Annotated in this window: 13 protein-coding genes; 5 read left to right on the top strand and 8 right to left on the bottom strand. The window is 71.1% G+C overall.

The genetic code is table 11. The features are described from left to right. Positions 1-7: 7 nt before the first annotated feature. The gene (gene zapE, locus ASG91_RS01505; protein WP_056920837.1) at positions 8-1,012 is read right to left on the bottom strand and encodes a cell division protein ZapE; all 1,005 of its coding nucleotides are present in this window, start codon (positions 1,010-1,012) and stop codon (positions 8-10) included. A gap of 50 nt (positions 1,013-1,062) precedes the next feature. Here zapE and ASG91_RS01500 point away from each other — a divergent pair, with 50 nt between their 5' ends. Next, positions 1,063-1,779 (top strand): dihydrofolate reductase family protein, encoded by a 717-nt coding sequence (locus tag ASG91_RS01500; protein WP_082592543.1) that lies wholly within the window; start codon positions 1,063-1,065, stop codon positions 1,777-1,779. A 28-nt stretch (positions 1,780-1,807) separates the two neighbouring features. Here the strand turns inward: ASG91_RS01500 and ASG91_RS01495 are convergent, their stop codons facing one another. Beyond that, positions 1,808-2,977: a S9 family peptidase gene (locus ASG91_RS01495; protein WP_056920836.1), complete on the bottom strand. Its 1,170-nt coding sequence runs from the start codon at positions 2,975-2,977 to the stop codon at positions 1,808-1,810. Then, complete coding sequence (locus tag ASG91_RS20005) at positions 2,977-5,157, bottom strand: ATP-dependent DNA ligase (RefSeq protein ID WP_082593821.1); 2,181 nt, start codon at positions 5,155-5,157, stop codon at positions 2,977-2,979. Before ASG91_RS20005 ends, ASG91_RS01495 begins: the two co-directional genes overlap by 1 nt. Positions 5,158-5,326: 169 nt before the next feature. On the opposite strand from ASG91_RS20005, the gene msrB reads away from it, so the two are divergent. Further along, complete coding sequence (gene msrB / locus ASG91_RS01485; RefSeq protein ID WP_056920835.1) at positions 5,327-5,758, top strand: peptide-methionine (R)-S-oxide reductase MsrB; 432 nt, start codon at positions 5,327-5,329, stop codon at positions 5,756-5,758. Between the two features lie 36 nt (positions 5,759-5,794). Here the strand turns inward: msrB and ASG91_RS01480 are convergent, their stop codons facing one another. The 3 genes from ASG91_RS01480 to hemG all read right to left on the bottom strand — a co-directional run bounded on the left by ASG91_RS01480 (position 5,795) and on the right by hemG (position 9,145). Continuing rightward, positions 5,795-6,742 (bottom strand): type IV toxin-antitoxin system AbiEi family antitoxin domain-containing protein, encoded by a 948-nt coding sequence (locus tag ASG91_RS01480; RefSeq protein WP_056920834.1) that lies wholly within the window; start codon positions 6,740-6,742, stop codon positions 5,795-5,797. Between the two features lie 182 nt (positions 6,743-6,924). Continuing rightward, a complete protein-coding gene (hemQ, locus tag ASG91_RS01475; RefSeq protein WP_056920833.1) occupies positions 6,925-7,638 on the bottom strand; it encodes a hydrogen peroxide-dependent heme synthase in 714 nt (237 codons plus the stop codon). Positions 7,639-7,642: 4 nt separating this feature from the next. Further along, entirely contained in the window at positions 7,643-9,145 is a 1,503-nt protein-coding gene (gene hemG, locus ASG91_RS01470; protein ID WP_056920832.1) for a protoporphyrinogen oxidase, read from the bottom strand. A 133-nt stretch (positions 9,146-9,278) separates the two neighbouring features. Here hemG and ASG91_RS01465 point away from each other — a divergent pair, with 133 nt between their 5' ends. Continuing rightward, positions 9,279-10,268, top strand: coding sequence for a DUF4349 domain-containing protein (locus tag ASG91_RS01465; RefSeq protein WP_056920831.1), 990 nt, complete (start codon positions 9,279-9,281; stop codon positions 10,266-10,268). 42 nt (positions 10,269-10,310) lie between these two features. On the opposite strand, the gene hemE is transcribed toward ASG91_RS01465, so the two are convergent. Together hemE and ASG91_RS01455 are read right to left on the bottom strand one after the other, a co-directional pair. Beyond that, positions 10,311-11,345 (bottom strand): uroporphyrinogen decarboxylase, encoded by a 1,035-nt coding sequence (hemE, locus tag ASG91_RS01460; RefSeq protein ID WP_056920830.1) that lies wholly within the window; start codon positions 11,343-11,345, stop codon positions 10,311-10,313. A gap of 18 nt (positions 11,346-11,363) precedes the next feature. Continuing rightward, positions 11,364-12,188, bottom strand: a complete 825-nt coding sequence (locus ASG91_RS01455) for a DMT family transporter (protein WP_056920829.1) — start codon at positions 12,186-12,188, stop codon at positions 11,364-11,366. Positions 12,189-12,267: 79 nt separating this feature from the next. Here ASG91_RS01455 and ASG91_RS01450 point away from each other — a divergent pair, with 79 nt between their 5' ends. Then, positions 12,268-12,855 (top strand): DUF3000 domain-containing protein, encoded by a 588-nt coding sequence (locus ASG91_RS01450; RefSeq protein ID WP_082592547.1) that lies wholly within the window; start codon positions 12,268-12,270, stop codon positions 12,853-12,855. 59 nt (positions 12,856-12,914) lie between these two features. Further along, positions 12,915-14,159: an HRDC domain-containing protein gene (locus tag ASG91_RS01445; protein WP_056920828.1), complete on the top strand. Its 1,245-nt coding sequence runs from the start codon at positions 12,915-12,917 to the stop codon at positions 14,157-14,159. Positions 14,160-14,333: the final 174 nt, after the last annotated feature.

Below are 14,333 nucleotides of genomic sequence, written 5' to 3'. Positions count from 1 at the left end.
AGGGATGTCAGCCCGGGTCGTGCCGCGCGAGGGCCGTCAACCGGGAGATGGCCCGGTAGTACTTCTTGCGATAGCCGCCGGCCAGCATCTCCGCGGAGAACACCTCGCTGAGCGGGAGCCCGCTCGCGTAGAGCGGGATGTCCGCGTCGTAGAGGCGGTCGGCCAGCACGACGAGGCGCAGCGCCACGGCCTGGTCGGTGACCGGGCGCACGTGCGTCCAACCGACTGCGGTGACCCCGTCGAGCAGCGCGCGGTAGCGGCTCGGGTGCACCTGGGCGAGGTGCCGCGTGACGTCGACGAAGTGGTCGAGCACGCCGCCTTCGGTGTCGACGCCCGCGCGCACCTCCTCATCAGAGGACGGCGACGGGCTGTCCACGCTGTCGCGGTGCCGGTAGTCGGGCCCGTCCACCGTGAGCACCTCGAAGCGGGCCGAGAGCGCCTGGATCTCGCGCAGGAAGTCCTCCGCCGCGAACCGTCCCTGGCCCAGGGCGTCGGGCAGCGTGTTCGACGTGGCGGCCAGCGAGACACCGGCGCCCGCCAAACGCGACAGCAGCGTGGCCATCAGGACGGTGTCGCCCGGGTCGTCGAGCTCGAACTCGTCGATGCACACCAGCTGGTGCCCACTCAACGCCTCGACAGTCGGCTGGAATCCGAGGGCGCCCACGAGGTTCGTGTACTCCACGAACGTCCCGAAGGCCTTCTCACCATCGGCCTCGTGCCACAGCGACGCGAGCAGGTGGGTCTTGCCGACCCCGAACCCACCGTCGAGGTAGATCCCGCGCCCGTTGTCCGCCGGGGCCTTGCGGCGCCCGAACCACCCGCCACCCGCGCGCTGTCCCAGCCCCGCGGCATACCCCTCCAGCCGGGTCACCGCCGCGGCCTGGGACGGCTCGGCCGGATCGGGTCGGTAGGTCGTGAAGCGCTCGGCATCGAAGCGGGGCGGTGGCACGAGCTCGCGCACCAACCGCCCACGGTCGAGCTGCGGGAATCGGTCCACGAGCGAGCCAGGCACGAGCGCAGCCTAGTGAGAGGAGTCAGGGGATAAATGCAACACTGTGGGACATGCGCCTGCTGCTCGACTCGTCCAGCACCCATGCCCCCGGTGTGAACGTCGACGCCGCCACCCTCGCGGATCTCTACGTTGCGCCCGCCCGCCGCTGGCTGCGCGCCAACTTCGTGGCCAGCCTCGACGGTGCGGCCAACGGTGCCGACGACCGCTCGGGGAGCATCAACACCCCGGCCGACCATGTGGTCTTCGACCTGCTGCGTCGCCTCACCGACGTCGTCATCGTCGGTGCGGGCACCGTGCGGGCCGAGGCCTACCCGTCCCTGCGCGCCGAGGACCCGAGGGCGCCCGTGCTCATGGTGGTCAGCCACCAGGGCGCGGTGCCGCCGAGCGTGGTCGACGGTCCGTTCGGGTCGGTCTACCTGATCACCCGCGAGGGTGCCGACCCCGCCACGCTGGACGCCTCGCGCTCCCTGATCGGGGAGGAGTTCGTCCTGACGGTGGGCGATCAGGCCGTGGACTTCGTGAAGATGCGGAACATGTTGGAGGACAAGGGTTTCCGCCAGATCCTCTGCGAAGGTGGCCCGAGCCTGCTCAACAGCATGTTGGCGGCAGGCGTCGTCGACGAGCTCGACCTCACGTGGTCGCCGATCCTCGTCGGCGGCGAGCACCCCACCATCGCCCGCGGTCCGCACCTCAACCTGCCTGCGTCGCCGACGCTCCTCCTCGAGGAGGACGGCACCATCCTCAGCCGCTGGTTCGTCAACCGCTGACCCACGAGCGGGGTCAGTCGCTGGATCGTCAGGAGCCGACGAACTCCGACACCGCGGCCTCCCAGCGCTCGGGGTCGACGTTCCACTCCTTGGTGTGCCTGGCGCGGTCCCACCGCTCCATCGTCACGAGGTCGGGCCGCGCCCCCGCGAGGGCCAGCGACGGGCCGACCGGCACGAACTCGTCGTCGACCGAGTGGATCAGCAGGATGCGGTGCGCCAGCTCGCCGGCCCGCGACACCCAGTTGGTCTTCGCCACGTCCACCGGGTCGTGCACGCCCACGAGCCGGCGCGCCGACCGCCGTCCCATCAGGGCCCGGCTCAGCCCACCGATGGGAGCGGGTATGCCGTTGGCTCGCGCATGGTGCGCGATCACGTCTCCCCAGTCGATCACCGGTGCGTCGAGGACCACGTGGCTCACGTGCTCGGCGAGCCAGGACCGCGCGAGGGTCTGCAGCACGATCGCGCCACCCATCGACCAGCCCACCAGGACCAGCTCACGCGCACCCCGCTGCACCGCGAGCAGCCCCGCGTCCTCGATGTCGCGCCACTCGGACAGACCGAGGTTGTAGCGACCGTCAGGGCCGCTGCGGGCACCGAGGTCGTTGCGGTAGCTGGGGATGATGACGTTGATGCCCGCCGCGTGCAGGGGGCGCACCGCCCGCAGCCCCTCCTGACGCCGCGCGCCGCGACCGTGCACGAGGATCGCCCAGCGGTCCGACGGGGCGGGCGCGGGCACGACCCAGGCCGGCATCGTGCCGAGCTCGGTGTCGACGTCGACGTACTCGGTGCGCAACCCCAGCGCACGGTCCGGTGGACTGGCGAAGTAGTACTGGTTCCAGCGGCCGAAGCCGCTGGTGAGCTGGCCGAAGTCGACGCCCAGGAGCTCACGGCGCACCCGGCCGGAGCCCTCGTGCACCTCGAGCACCTCCCCCACCCGCGCGTGACCTCGGTCGCCGTCGAGCCAGAGTCCGTAGCGACCGGGCGAGAGCGTGTCCGGGCTGACGCCCAGCGTCACCGAGTCGGCGTCGACCGCGAGGATCTGGGTGTCGTCCGGGCGCTGGCGGTCGGGCGTCAGCACCCGACGGGCGAAGTAGGACGCCGCGCCGACGGTGCTGAGTGCACCAGCGGCGGCGAGCGAGCCCGCGGTGACCGCACCGGCGATGGCCGCCTTGCGGCCCGGCGTCGACGCCGCCGCCACTACTGCTCCCCCGTCACGGCTCTGGCCACGGCAGCCTCGCCCAGCACGTCCGCGAGGTCGAAGCTGACCGGCTCCTCGAGCTGGTCATAGGTGCACGACTCCGGCGTACGGTCTTCACGCCACCGCACGAACTGGGCCGTGTGGCGGAACCGGATGCCCTCCATGTGGTCGTACTTCACCTCGACCACCCGCTCGGGGCGCAGCGGTGTGAAGGACAGGTCCTTGCCGGCGTTCCACCGGGAGGTCGCACCGCTGGTCGGCGTGCGGCTGCCCATCTCCTCGGCCGCCCAGGCCCACGGGTGGTGGTCGAAGTCGGTGACCAGGGGTTGGAGCTCCTCAAACAGCTCCTTGCGCCGGGCCATCGGAAAGGCCCCGATGACGCCGACGCTCTGGAGCGAGCCGTCCTCCGTGTGCAGACCCAGCAGCAGCGAGCCGATCGCGTCGTCGCCGCTCTTGTGGGTGCGGTAGCCGGCCACCACGCAGTCGGCGGTGCGCTCGTGCTTGATCTTGAGCATGAGGCGCTTGTCCGGGACGTACGCGATGTCGAGCGGCTTGGCGATGACCCCGTCGAGCCCGGCGCCCTCGAACTGCTCGAACCACTCCTGCGCGACCGCCGGGTCATTGGTGGCCCGGGTCAGGTGGATGGGTGGCTGGACGTTCGCGAAGGCCTCGGTCAGGCGCGCGCGGCGCTCCGAGAACGGTCGCTCGGTGAGGTCGTCGTCGCCGATCGCCAGCAGGTCGAACGCAACGAAGCTCGCCGGCGTCTCGGCTGCCAGCTTCTTCACCCGGCTGGCGGCAGGGTGGATCCGTTGCTGGAGGGCGTCGAAGTCGAGCCGGTCACCGCTCGCGCCGATGAGGACGATCTCGCCGTCCACCACACACTTCTCCGGGAAGTTGGCCAGCACCGCCTCCACCACCTCGGGGAAGTAGCGGGTCATCGGCTTCTCGTTGCGGCTGCCGATCTCCACCTGGTCACCCGACCGGAAGATGATCGACCGGAAGCCGTCCCACTTCGGCTCGAACAGGTAGTCGCCGGTCGGGATGCCCTTGACCGGCTTGGCGAGCATCGGCGCCACCGGTGGCACGACCGGGCCCCACACCGTGCGGAGGTCGGCGTCGCGCTCGGCCTTGGGCGGCATGTAGTCCTCGTCCGTCTTGTCCTTGCGGCGCTTGCTCGGCTGCACGCGGGGCGGCTCCCCCGGCATCTTCGGGTAGTCCGGGGGAAAGTTCAGCTCGCCGAGCCCGCGCTCCTCGAGGTCCTTGTCCCACAACGCGATCGCCGCGGACACATCGCCCACGGCATCGTCCATCCCGGCCCAGGCATCGCCGTCCGTGCCCACGATGCCGGGCACGGTCCGCACGGTGAAGTCGCCGGGGCTGACGCCCGCGAGCGCGTCCCAGCTCACCGGCATACTCACCGGCGCGCCGGGCAGCGGGCGCGGGCTGTAGGCCGACGCGATGGTGCGGTCACGGCAGGCCTGGTTGAAGTCGACGAAGACGCGCTCGCCCCGCTCCTCCTTCCACCACGAGGTCGTGACGAGGTCGGGCAGCCGGCGCTCGAGCTCACGGGCGATCCCGATCACCCCGTGTCGCACGTCGAGGAACTCGTGGGTGGGCGCGACGCGGACGAAGACGTGCACCCCGCGGTTGCCGGAGGTCTTCGCCCACCCCGTGAGCCCGAGCTCGGTCAGCAGCTCGCGCAGGACCAGGGCCGCCTCGACCGAGTCCTTGAAGTCCCGCCCGGGCTGGGGGTCGAGGTCGATGCGGAGCTCGTCGGGGTTGTCGACGTTGCTGGTGCGCACCGGCCAGGGGTGGAACGTCACGGTGTTCATCTGCATCGCCCACACGACCGCCGCCGGCTCGTCGACGACCACCTGGAGGTGCTTGCGCCCCGAGGGGTAGGTGCACATCACCGGGTTGATGAAGTCGGGCATGCCCTTGGGCGGGTTCTTGGTCCAGAACTCCTCGCCGGTGATGCCCTCGGGGAAGCGCTGGAGCGTGACCGGACGGTTGCCGAGTGCCTCCATGAAGCCGTCCGACATCTCGACCGCGTACTGGGCGAGGTCGAGCTTGGTGATCCCGTCGTCGGGCCAGATCAGCCGGTCAGGGCTCGAGACACGGACCAGCCGCGACCCCTCAGGCCCCCCCGGGACTTCCAGCTCGGTTGCTTTGGCCGCCATGGCGCGAGCCTAGCCGGGGCCTCCGTCACCGTGCGCCCGTCATCGGGTCGTAAGGAGAGGTGGGACCAGAATGGGCACCGATTGCGTTGAGATGGTCGTGAGGCCCATCTGGAGCAAGCACAGCCGACGAAACACCGTCACCGTCCCGCGAAGGAGTCGCAGCGTGAGCATGGAGCAGACCGACCGCACGTACGCCGTGTCCAAAACCGACGAGGAGTGGCGCGCCGAGCTCAGCCCGGCCGAGTACCAGGTGCTCCGCCAGGCCGGCACCGAGCGTCCCTACGTCGGTGAGTACACCGACACCAAGACCGAGGGCGTCTACGCCTGCCGGGCCTGTGGCGCGGAGCTCTTCACCTCGGACACCAAGTTCGACAGCCACTGCGGCTGGCCGTCGTTCTACTCGCCGCTCGCCGGCGACTCGGTGGAGTACATCGAGGACGTCACGATGGGCATGAAGCGGGTCGAGGTCCGGTGCGCCAACTGCGGCAGCCACCTGGGGCACGTCTTCGAGGGCGAGGGCTACGGCACCCCGACCGACCAGCGCTACTGCATCAACAGCATCAGCCTGACGATGCGCCCCAAGGACGCCACCCCCGCCTGACCCCACCTTTATCGGGTCTAGCAGGAACGTTGACCTTCACCCCACTTTGGAACCGGGGTGAAGGTCAACGTTGTGGGGGGAAGCAGCCATCGCCTCGCGTACCCGTCGCACGATCCGGCCAGGGTTGGCCAAGTCTGACCAGACGAACCGAAGGACGACGAAGCCGAGACGACGCAGCTCGTCCTCGCGCGCCTTCTCTGCCACCAGTGCTTCGAATCCGCGGTCGCGATACTTCACCAATCCGTCGAACTCGATCACCACATTGGTGCCGCGGACCAGCAGGTCGACTCGGGCGACAAACTTTCCGGACGCATCGGTGATGGTCACCTGCGGGACCACGTCGATGCCTGCCATCGACAGGTCGACCCGCAGGCGCGACTCGCCCGGCGACTCGCTGCGGCCGTCGATGTGCGCCAACATCGTCGTCACGTGGTGTGAGCGTGGCCAACCCGCCACGTGCGCCGCCATCGCCTCCAGTTCCGGCACCGTCATCCGCCTTTCATGCAGCGCGAAGTCTGCTGCCACGATGCCGGCCACGCTTCCACTTTCCAAAGCATGGTGGACGGTGGTGGCCGCCACCGAGGCGCACGATCCCACCGATCCCTTCACCTGCTCGAGCCAGGGCGGCCGCGGTCTGATCACCCAGTGCTGCGCGATCCGCTCGGCCGGAACATTCCTCGCAAGGTGCGCCTTCGACAGGTTCGCGCCCCAGACCGGGAGTCCGAGAGCCAACACTGCGGAGTGGTGCGTCAACACCGCGTCGGGGTAGAGACGGCATACTCCGGCCGCGAGGCGCAGGTGTCGCTGCTCGGCCCGCTCACCCTCGGCGCCCGGAAACGCGTACACCCCCCTGGCCAGATGTTCGAGCTCCCCGGCTTTCACCAGTCGCACCAGGTCGAAAGGGGTCAGGCCCCGGCTGGCCGCCTCCTTTGTCGTAAACACTTGGTGTTCGAGGGTGCTGAGCGGGGCCAGGAGCGGGTTCATGCAGGCATGGTGCTGTGGTGGATCACAGTCCGCCGCATCCCCGATCTGCGCCTGTGGAGGACTGGGTGCGTCCCCAAGACCTGTGGACAACTGGCTTTCCACAGGAAGGTTGACCTGCACACCGGTTCCGAAGTGTAGCGAGGGTCAACCTTCTTGCTAGACCCGATAAAGCTGGGCAGGGGTCAGCGCAGGGAGGCGAGGAGCTCGCCGACCTCCACCCGGCGACCGGTGTGGAAGGGCAGCTCCTCGCGGACGTGCATCCGCGCCCTCGACGCCCGCAGCTCGCGCATCAGGTCGACGATCCGGTGCAGCTCGTCCGCCTCGAAGGCCAGGATCCACTCGTAGTCGTTGAGCGCGAACGACGCGATCGTGTTGGCGCGCACGTCGGGGAAGTCGCGCGCCTGCTGGCCGTGCTCACGGAGCATGTCACGGCGCTCGGCGTCCGGGAGCAGGTACCACTCGTAGGACCGCACGAACGGGTAGACGCAGATGAAGTCCTTGGGCGCCTCGTCGGCGAGGAACGCGGGGATGTGGCTCTTGTTGAACTCCGCCGGCCGGTGCAGCGCTGCCGCCGACCAGGTCGGCTCGAGCAGGTGGCCGAAGTCGGTGCGCAGGAGGGCGCGGTAGGCCCGCTGCACGTCCTCGACCCGCTCCGCGTGCCACCACACCATGAAGTCGGCATCGGCACGCAGGCCACCGACGTCGTAGACGCCACGGGTCACGACGCCGTCCGCCTCGAGGGACGCGAAGAGCTCCTCGACCTCCTTGGCCATCACCTCGCGGTCGTCACCCAGGGGGGCGGTGACCGCGAACACCGACCACATCGCGTAGCGGATCGACTCGTTGATCTCGCGGATCCGGGCGGCGTTCGGGTTGGAGGGGTGCGGCTCGCTCATGCCCCTATCCTCCCGTGCCCGCCGACCGCGCCCGCAGGTGGGTGGCCACGGCCTGCGCCGCGGAGCGACCGCTGGCGATGCAGGCCGGGACACCGACGCCACCGTATGCCGCGCCGGCCAGCTCCAGCCCGGGTGCCGTCGCGGTGTCGGCCCGGATCCTCGCGACCCGGTCGAGGTGACCGACGGTGTACTGCGGCAGGGCCCCGCCCCACCGCTGCACGTGCGTGTCGACGATGCGGGGCAGCTGGTGCCCGAGGGCTTCGCTGACCTCCGCCACCGCGATCGCGACCAGCTCGTCATCGGGTCGCTGCAGGTCGGTGGTCTCGCCGTAGCGACCCACGGACGCCCGCAGGAAAGACAGGTCGCCAGCGGCGTCGGCGGTCCACTTCCACTTCGTCGACGAGAACGTGCTCGCCTTGATCGTGCGCCCCTCCACCGCAGGGACGAGGAACCCGGAGCCGGGGAGGGGCGGGGTCTGCGGGCCATCGGCACCCACCGCGAGGGTGATGATCGCCATCGAGGCGTAGTCGATCTCCCGCAGGGCCCTCGCGGCCACCGGTAGGTAAGGGGCGAGCAGCCGGCTCGTCGGGGCCGCCGGGGTGGCAAGCACCACGGCATCGGCGCGCAGCCGCTCGGGTCGGGGTTGCGGCCCCACGACGACCGTCCAACCGCCACCATTCGACCGCGTCGAGCTCGTCGCACCCGTCGACCCCGTCGCACCCCCGGAACCCGCGGTGACCGGCTCACGGTGCAGCTCGCGGACGATGGTCTCGCTGCGGATCGTCACTCCTCGTCCCCGCAGCGACTCGGTCAGCACCTCCGCGAGCCGTCCCACCCCGCCGGCCAGGCCCGCGAAGACGGGTGGCGGCGCGGGCTGGTCGGCCGTCGGCTGCGCGGCCGCGGCCAGCGCTCCGGCGGCAGCGGTCAGTGACTCCCCTCGACGCGCCGCCTCGAAGGCCTGGGGCAGGCAGGCGCGCAGGGACAGCAACCTGGCCTGGCCGGCATACACACCACCAAGCAGGGGTTCGACAAGGCGGTCGACGACCGCGTCACCCAACCGGGCCGAGACGTAGTCACCGACTGACACGTCGTCGAACTCGCCTGCCTCCCAGGGCTGCTCGGCTTCCGCCCTGGCCACCTCCTCAGGCGACAGGATGCCGAGCGCCGAGGACGCCGACGAGGGGATGCCCATGAGCGTCCCCTTGGGCATGGGGTGGAGGTCGCCGCGCGACCAGATCGAGGCAGCGGTGGTCGCCGGGTGCACGACGTCGAGGCCGAGTCCCAGCTCGGCGGCCAGGTCCAGCGCCTCGGGTCGCCGGGCGAGCACCGACTCGGCGCCTACGTCCAGAGCGACCCCAGCCACTGGTTCCCGGCGGAGCTTGCCGCCCGGGCGGTCGGCTGCATCGATCAGGGTGATGGTCGCGTCGGGAAGCGCATGCGACAGCTCCCAAGCGCAGGCAAGCCCAGCGATGCCTCCCCCGACGATGAGGATTCGTGACCCGACCATGCCCACACCCTTTCAAGATCGTGACTCTTTCGACACCACCGGGTGGGAACGTCGAGCGCACGGCACGAGTCGCACCGGTATCCGCACCGCCGCACGACCTCTCCACGACCCGCTCCACCACCAGGGAGTCGCCATGATCCGTGTTCGTTCGCACCGCACCGCTGCCGCCATCGGGGCAGCCCTCCTCGCCACCCTTGCCCTCGCCGCGTGCGCCGGCGGCGACAACAGCGCCGGCAGCTCGGCCGACTCGGCCGCCTCGAGCCCACAAGCGGGGTTCTCCGACGAGTCCGGCGGTCGCGCCGCCGACTCCGGCAACACGCCTTCGTCCGCCGGCAGCCCCGGCAAGGGCGCCAGCGGGTCGTCGGCCGACCCGGTGACGACCGCCAACCTCGCCGCCAGCCAGGACTCCCTGGCCCGTCGAGCCTCGATCGCGTTGAAGGTCAAGAACATCGGCCAGGCCGTGGCCAAGGTACGGGCCACCACCGCCACCGCCCAGGGCATCGTCCTGTCGGAGAACATCGGCACGGCGGCTGGTGACGCACCCTTGGCCGAGTCGGCCAAGGTCACCGCGACGACCTATGGCGAGATCACCATCTCGGTGCCCTCCGCCGAGCTCGACCGGGTCATCGCCGAGCTCGGGTCGGTCGGCACCGTCATCCGCTCCACGAGCTCCAGCGAGAACGTCGGCGGCCAGATCGTCGACACCACCTCACGCCTCCAGACGATGCGCGTCAGCGTCGAGCGGGTGCGCGCCTTCCTCGAGGACGCCAAGGACCTCAACCAGATCGTCGCCCTCGAGGCCGAGCTGACCCGTCGCCAGTCGGACCTGGAGGCGCTCGAGGCGCAGCTCGCGTCCCTCAAGGGCAGCGTGGCCCGCTCCCCCATCCAGATCAGCCTGACCACCGAGCCGGGCGCGATCGTCGAGGAGCCCGACCAGGCCGGCTTCCTCGTCGGGCTCAAGGGCGGCTGGGACGCGTTCACCGCCTCGCTGAGTGTGCTGCTCACCGTCCTCGGAGCGCTGCTCCCCTTCCTCGCCCTGTTCGCCCTGTTGGGCCTTCCGGTGTGGTGGTACCTGCGTCGGCGACGTCCGGTGAACCCGTCGCCCACAGTCCTGCCGCAGTAGGTCCCGCGGGGGCATGCCGAGGTCGGTCAGCGCCTGAGTGCGTCAGCGCTGACCGACCTCGTGCACGAGCTCGACGACCCGGGTGAGCACGTCGGGGTCGGTGTCCGGGGGGACGCCGTGGCCCAGGTTGAAGATGTGCCCCGGAGCGGCCCGGCCCTCCTCGACGATCGAGCGCACCTTGGCCTCCAACGCCTCCCACGGCGCGAAGAGCAGCGCGGGGTCGAGGTTGCCCTGCACGGCATACCGGCCGTCGAGCCGAGCCAGTGCGTCGGTGAGCGACACGCGGTAGTCGACGCCCACGACATCGGCGCCGACGGCGCCCATGGACGCCAGCAGCTCACCGGTGCCGACCCCGAAGTGGATCGTCGGTATGCCGCGGCCCGAGACCGCGGCGAGCGCGGCGGTCGAGTGCGGGGCCACGAACCGCTCGTAGTCGGCGCGCGGGAGCGCACCGACCCACGAGTCGAAGAGCTGCACGGCGGAGGCGCCGGCCGCGGCCTGCACGTCGAGGAAGGCACCCGAGATCTGGGCCAGCCGGGCACACAGGTCGTGCCAGAGCGTGGGATCGCCGTACATCAGCGCCTTGGTGTGCTCGTGGTTCTTGCTCGGGCCGCCCTCGACGAGGTAGCTGGCGAGGGTGAAGGGGGCGCCGGCGAACCCGATGAGGGGGGTCGCCCCCAGCTCAGCCGTCAGCAGACCGACGGCCTCGGTGATGTAGGGGACGTGGTCGGGGGTCAGCTCGGGCAGCCGGTCGAGGTCCGCGCGGGTGCGGATCGGCTTGGCGACGACCGGGCCCACACCCGCCACGATGTCGAGGTCGACCCCCACGGCAGCCAGCGGCACCACGATGTCGGAGAAGAAGATCGCGGCGTCGACGCCGTGGCGGCGCACCGGCTGCAGGGTGATCTCCGTGACGAGGTCGGGGCGTCGGCACGAGTCGAGCATGCCGATGCCCTCACGGACCGCGCGGTACTCCGGCAGCGACCGCCCGGCCTGGCGCATGAACCACACCGGTGTGTGGCTGACGGGCTCGCGGCGGGCAGCACGGACCAGGGCAGAGTCGTGGGGGGAGGTCACCGGGAGATTCTAGGTGGCCTAGAGGGCGATGATCGCCGCGCCCGTGAGCGAGAGCACCGCGCCCACCTGCTGGATGCGTCGCAGCTTCTCCTTGAGCAGCAGCCGCGCCAGCAGGATGGTGACGACCGGGTAGAGCGAGCCGAGGACGCTGGCGATGCTGACCTGCCCGCGGGACGACGCGATGCCGAACAGCAGGTTCGCACCCATGTCGCCGCAGCCGATGAGCAGCAGGGGCGGCAGCTCCTTCACCACGACGCCACCGCGGCTGCGCACGACGAGGGCCAGGGTCGCGAAGACGACGAACGACACCCCACGCATCCCCCAGAGGGTCATCAGGGTGGAGGAGCGCGCGCCCCGGTCGATGCAGAACAGCGCCAGCCCGAACCCGACCGCCGCGATGCCGGCCAGGACCACCGGCCGCGGGGACACCCCGCCACTCAGCTCGGGCCCGGAGGCGAGGGTCACCCCGACGACCGTGACCACGATGCCGACCCAGGTCCAGGAGGAGGGCTCGTCCCCGGTGGCGACCCCGAGGAACACGGGCACGGCCACACCGAGGGCCGCGATGGGGGCGACGACGCCGATGGTGCCGGTGGCGAGCGCGGTGTAGAAGCAGAGCAGCCCGGCCACGCCGGAGACCGCGGCGCCGACCGACCACAGCGGCCAACCGCTCCACGTGACGTGGTCCCAGCGGATCGCCACGACGACGCACAGCACGACGAACGCGAGCGACTGGGTCCAACCCACCACGGCGACAGCCGGCCGGCGCCGGGAGAACAACCCGGCGAAGAAGTCGGAGGTCCCCCAGCACGCGCTGGAGGCGAGCGCGAGCAGGGAGAGCATCCGCGCACGGTACCGGTCGCCGCGACACGACGCGGACGGCAACCTCCCTGTGATATCCGACCCCGCGGCATACCCTCTGATGGTGGGCAGCCGAACGGTCCCTGGCGACCAATCTCCCGAGTTCACGCAGGCGCTCAGCGACCTGCGCGGGGCGCGGCTGCGCCCCGAGATCCGCCTCACCGAGGTCCCCGCTCCCCAGCGCATCGCGCCGTATGCCGTGGCGCTCACCGCCGAGGTCGTCGGTGCCGCTGCGGACGAGGACGAGCTCGCCTCAGGACGGTTCGTGCTGTTGCACGACCCGTCGGTCCCGGACCCCTGGGACGGCGCCTGGCGGGCGGTGACCTTCGCCCGGGCCGAGCTCGAGCCAGAGCTGGCCAACGACCCGATGCTCGGGGCGGTCGGGTGGTCGTGGCTGACCGATGCGCTGAAGAGCCACCACCTCGGCTACACCGCGGAGGCGGGCACGGTCACCCGGGTCGTCTCCGAGAGCTTCGCGGGGCTGTCCGACCGCCCCGCCAGCGTCGAGATGGAGGTCCGCGCCTCGTGGACGCCGGTGGCCGGCAACGTCGGTGCCCACCTGGTCGCCTGGTCCGACCTGCTGTGCACCATCGCGGGCCTCCCGCCGCTGCCGGAAGGCGTCATCGCCCTGCCCGGACCACGTCGTTGAACGGTGGGGTGCTGAGCGTCAGCAAGTGCCGGGACGCGCTGGGCCGATAGGTTGAGCCGGTGACCGACACCGACGCCGACCAGGCGGTGGAGCCCGAGCAGGAGCCAGCCCCGCCGCTGACTCCTCTCGACATGCCCGTCGACGGGGTGCCGCCGGTGGTCGAGTCGGAGCGGGCGCTGATGGACGCGGCCCGGGCGATCGCCGCGGGTGAGGGCCCGGTCGCCCTCGACGCCGAACGCGCCAGCGGCTACCGCTACGGCCAGCGGGCCTACCTCGTGCAGCTGCGTCGGGAAGGCTCCGGCACCTGGCTGATCGACCCGATCGCCTGCCCCGACCTGTCCCCGGTCAACGACGCGATCGGCAGCGCCGAGTGGATCCTGCACGCCGCCACCCAGGACCTGGCCTGCCTGGCCGAGGTGGGACTGCGACCCCAGCAGCTGTTCGACACCGAGCTCGCGGGGCGCCTCCTGGGTCTGCCGCGGGTCGGCCTGGCGGCCGTCGTCGAGCACTACCTGGGCCTCTCGCTGGCCAAGGAGCACTCGGCGGTCGACTGGTCCACCCGCCCCCTGCCGGAGCCCTGGCTCCGCTACGCCGCGCTCGACGTGGAGGTGCTCGTCGACGTCCGCAACCTGATGGGGGTCGACCTGGCCCGCCAGGGCAAGGACAGCTGGGCGCGCGAGGAGTTCGAGGCGCTGCTCGACTTCACCGGTCCTGCGCAGCGGGTCGACCCGTGGCGCCGTACCAGCGGGATGCACCGGGTCCGGCACCGCAGGATCGCCGCCGTGGTGCGCGAGCTGTGGGAGACCCGCGACCAGATCGCCCAGGACCGCGACGTCTCCCCCGGCCGGGTGCTGCCCGATGCCGTGCTGGTCGAGGTCGCGATGGAGTCGCCCACCGAGACCGGCGCCCTGCCCAGCGGGCACCGCTCGGTCCGCCGCTACCAGCGCCAGTGGCTCGACGCCATCACCCGGGCCAATGCGATCCCGGAAGCCGACCTGCCGCCGATGACCCTGCGTTCCGACGGCCCGCCGCCGCAGCGGTCGTGGGCCGAGCGCAACCCGGTCGCCGCAGCCCGGCTCACGGCCACCCGGGAGGCGCTGACCGCGTTCGCCACCGAGCACGAGATCCCGGTCGAGAACGTCCTGTCGCCGGAGCCCCTGCGCCGCGTGATCTGGTCACCGCCGGAGCAGCACACGGCGGCAGCGTTCGCCGACGCCCTGTCCGGGCTCGGCGCCCGGCACTGGCAGACCGCGGTCGTCGCGCCGATGATCGAGGCGGCCTTCGAGGCCAACCCCGACACTTGACCGGGTCCCCGCGGTGCAGGTTTCGTTCCAATCGGAGAGATACCTGCATGGGTGACGGCTCTCACTCGCGAGGTCCGGTGACCCGCTTGTTACCGCGGAGTAGCATCGAGCGGGTAACCCACCGGCACACCGGTGGACCACCACCCCGAGCTTGATCCACATACCCAGGGAGGC

This window comes from Phycicoccus sp. Soil802 (assembly GCF_001429605.1).
Lineage (GTDB): Bacteria > Actinomycetota > Actinomycetes > Actinomycetales > Dermatophilaceae > Pedococcus.
Note: the sequence above shows the minus strand (reverse complement) of the source record. Positions and strands in the feature narration are given on the sequence as shown.

Excerpts from the sequence above, each read along its gene's own strand:
- ASG91_RS01450 (WP_082592547.1), top strand. The coding sequence starts at position 12,268 with ATGGTGGGCAGCCGAACGGTCCCTGGCGACCAATCTCCCGAGTTCACG.
- ASG91_RS01500 (WP_082592543.1), top strand. The coding sequence starts at position 1,063 with ATGCGCCTGCTGCTCGACTCGTCCAGCACCCATGCCCCCGGTGTGAAC.
- msrB (WP_056920835.1), top strand. The coding sequence starts at position 5,327 with ATGGAGCAGACCGACCGCACGTACGCCGTGTCCAAAACCGACGAGGAG.
- hemG (WP_056920832.1), bottom strand. The coding sequence starts at position 9,145 with ATGGTCGGGTCACGAATCCTCATCGTCGGGGGAGGCATCGCTGGGCTT.
- ASG91_RS20005 (WP_082593821.1), bottom strand. The coding sequence starts at position 5,157 with ATGGCGGCCAAAGCAACCGAGCTGGAAGTCCCGGGGGGGCCTGAGGGG.
- ASG91_RS01465 (WP_056920831.1), top strand. The coding sequence starts at position 9,279 with ATGATCCGTGTTCGTTCGCACCGCACCGCTGCCGCCATCGGGGCAGCC.
- hemQ (WP_056920833.1), bottom strand. The coding sequence starts at position 7,638 with ATGAGCGAGCCGCACCCCTCCAACCCGAACGCCGCCCGGATCCGCGAG.
- ASG91_RS01480 (WP_056920834.1), bottom strand. The coding sequence starts at position 6,742 with ATGAACCCGCTCCTGGCCCCGCTCAGCACCCTCGAACACCAAGTGTTT.
- ASG91_RS01455 (WP_056920829.1), bottom strand. The coding sequence starts at position 12,188 with ATGCTCTCCCTGCTCGCGCTCGCCTCCAGCGCGTGCTGGGGGACCTCC.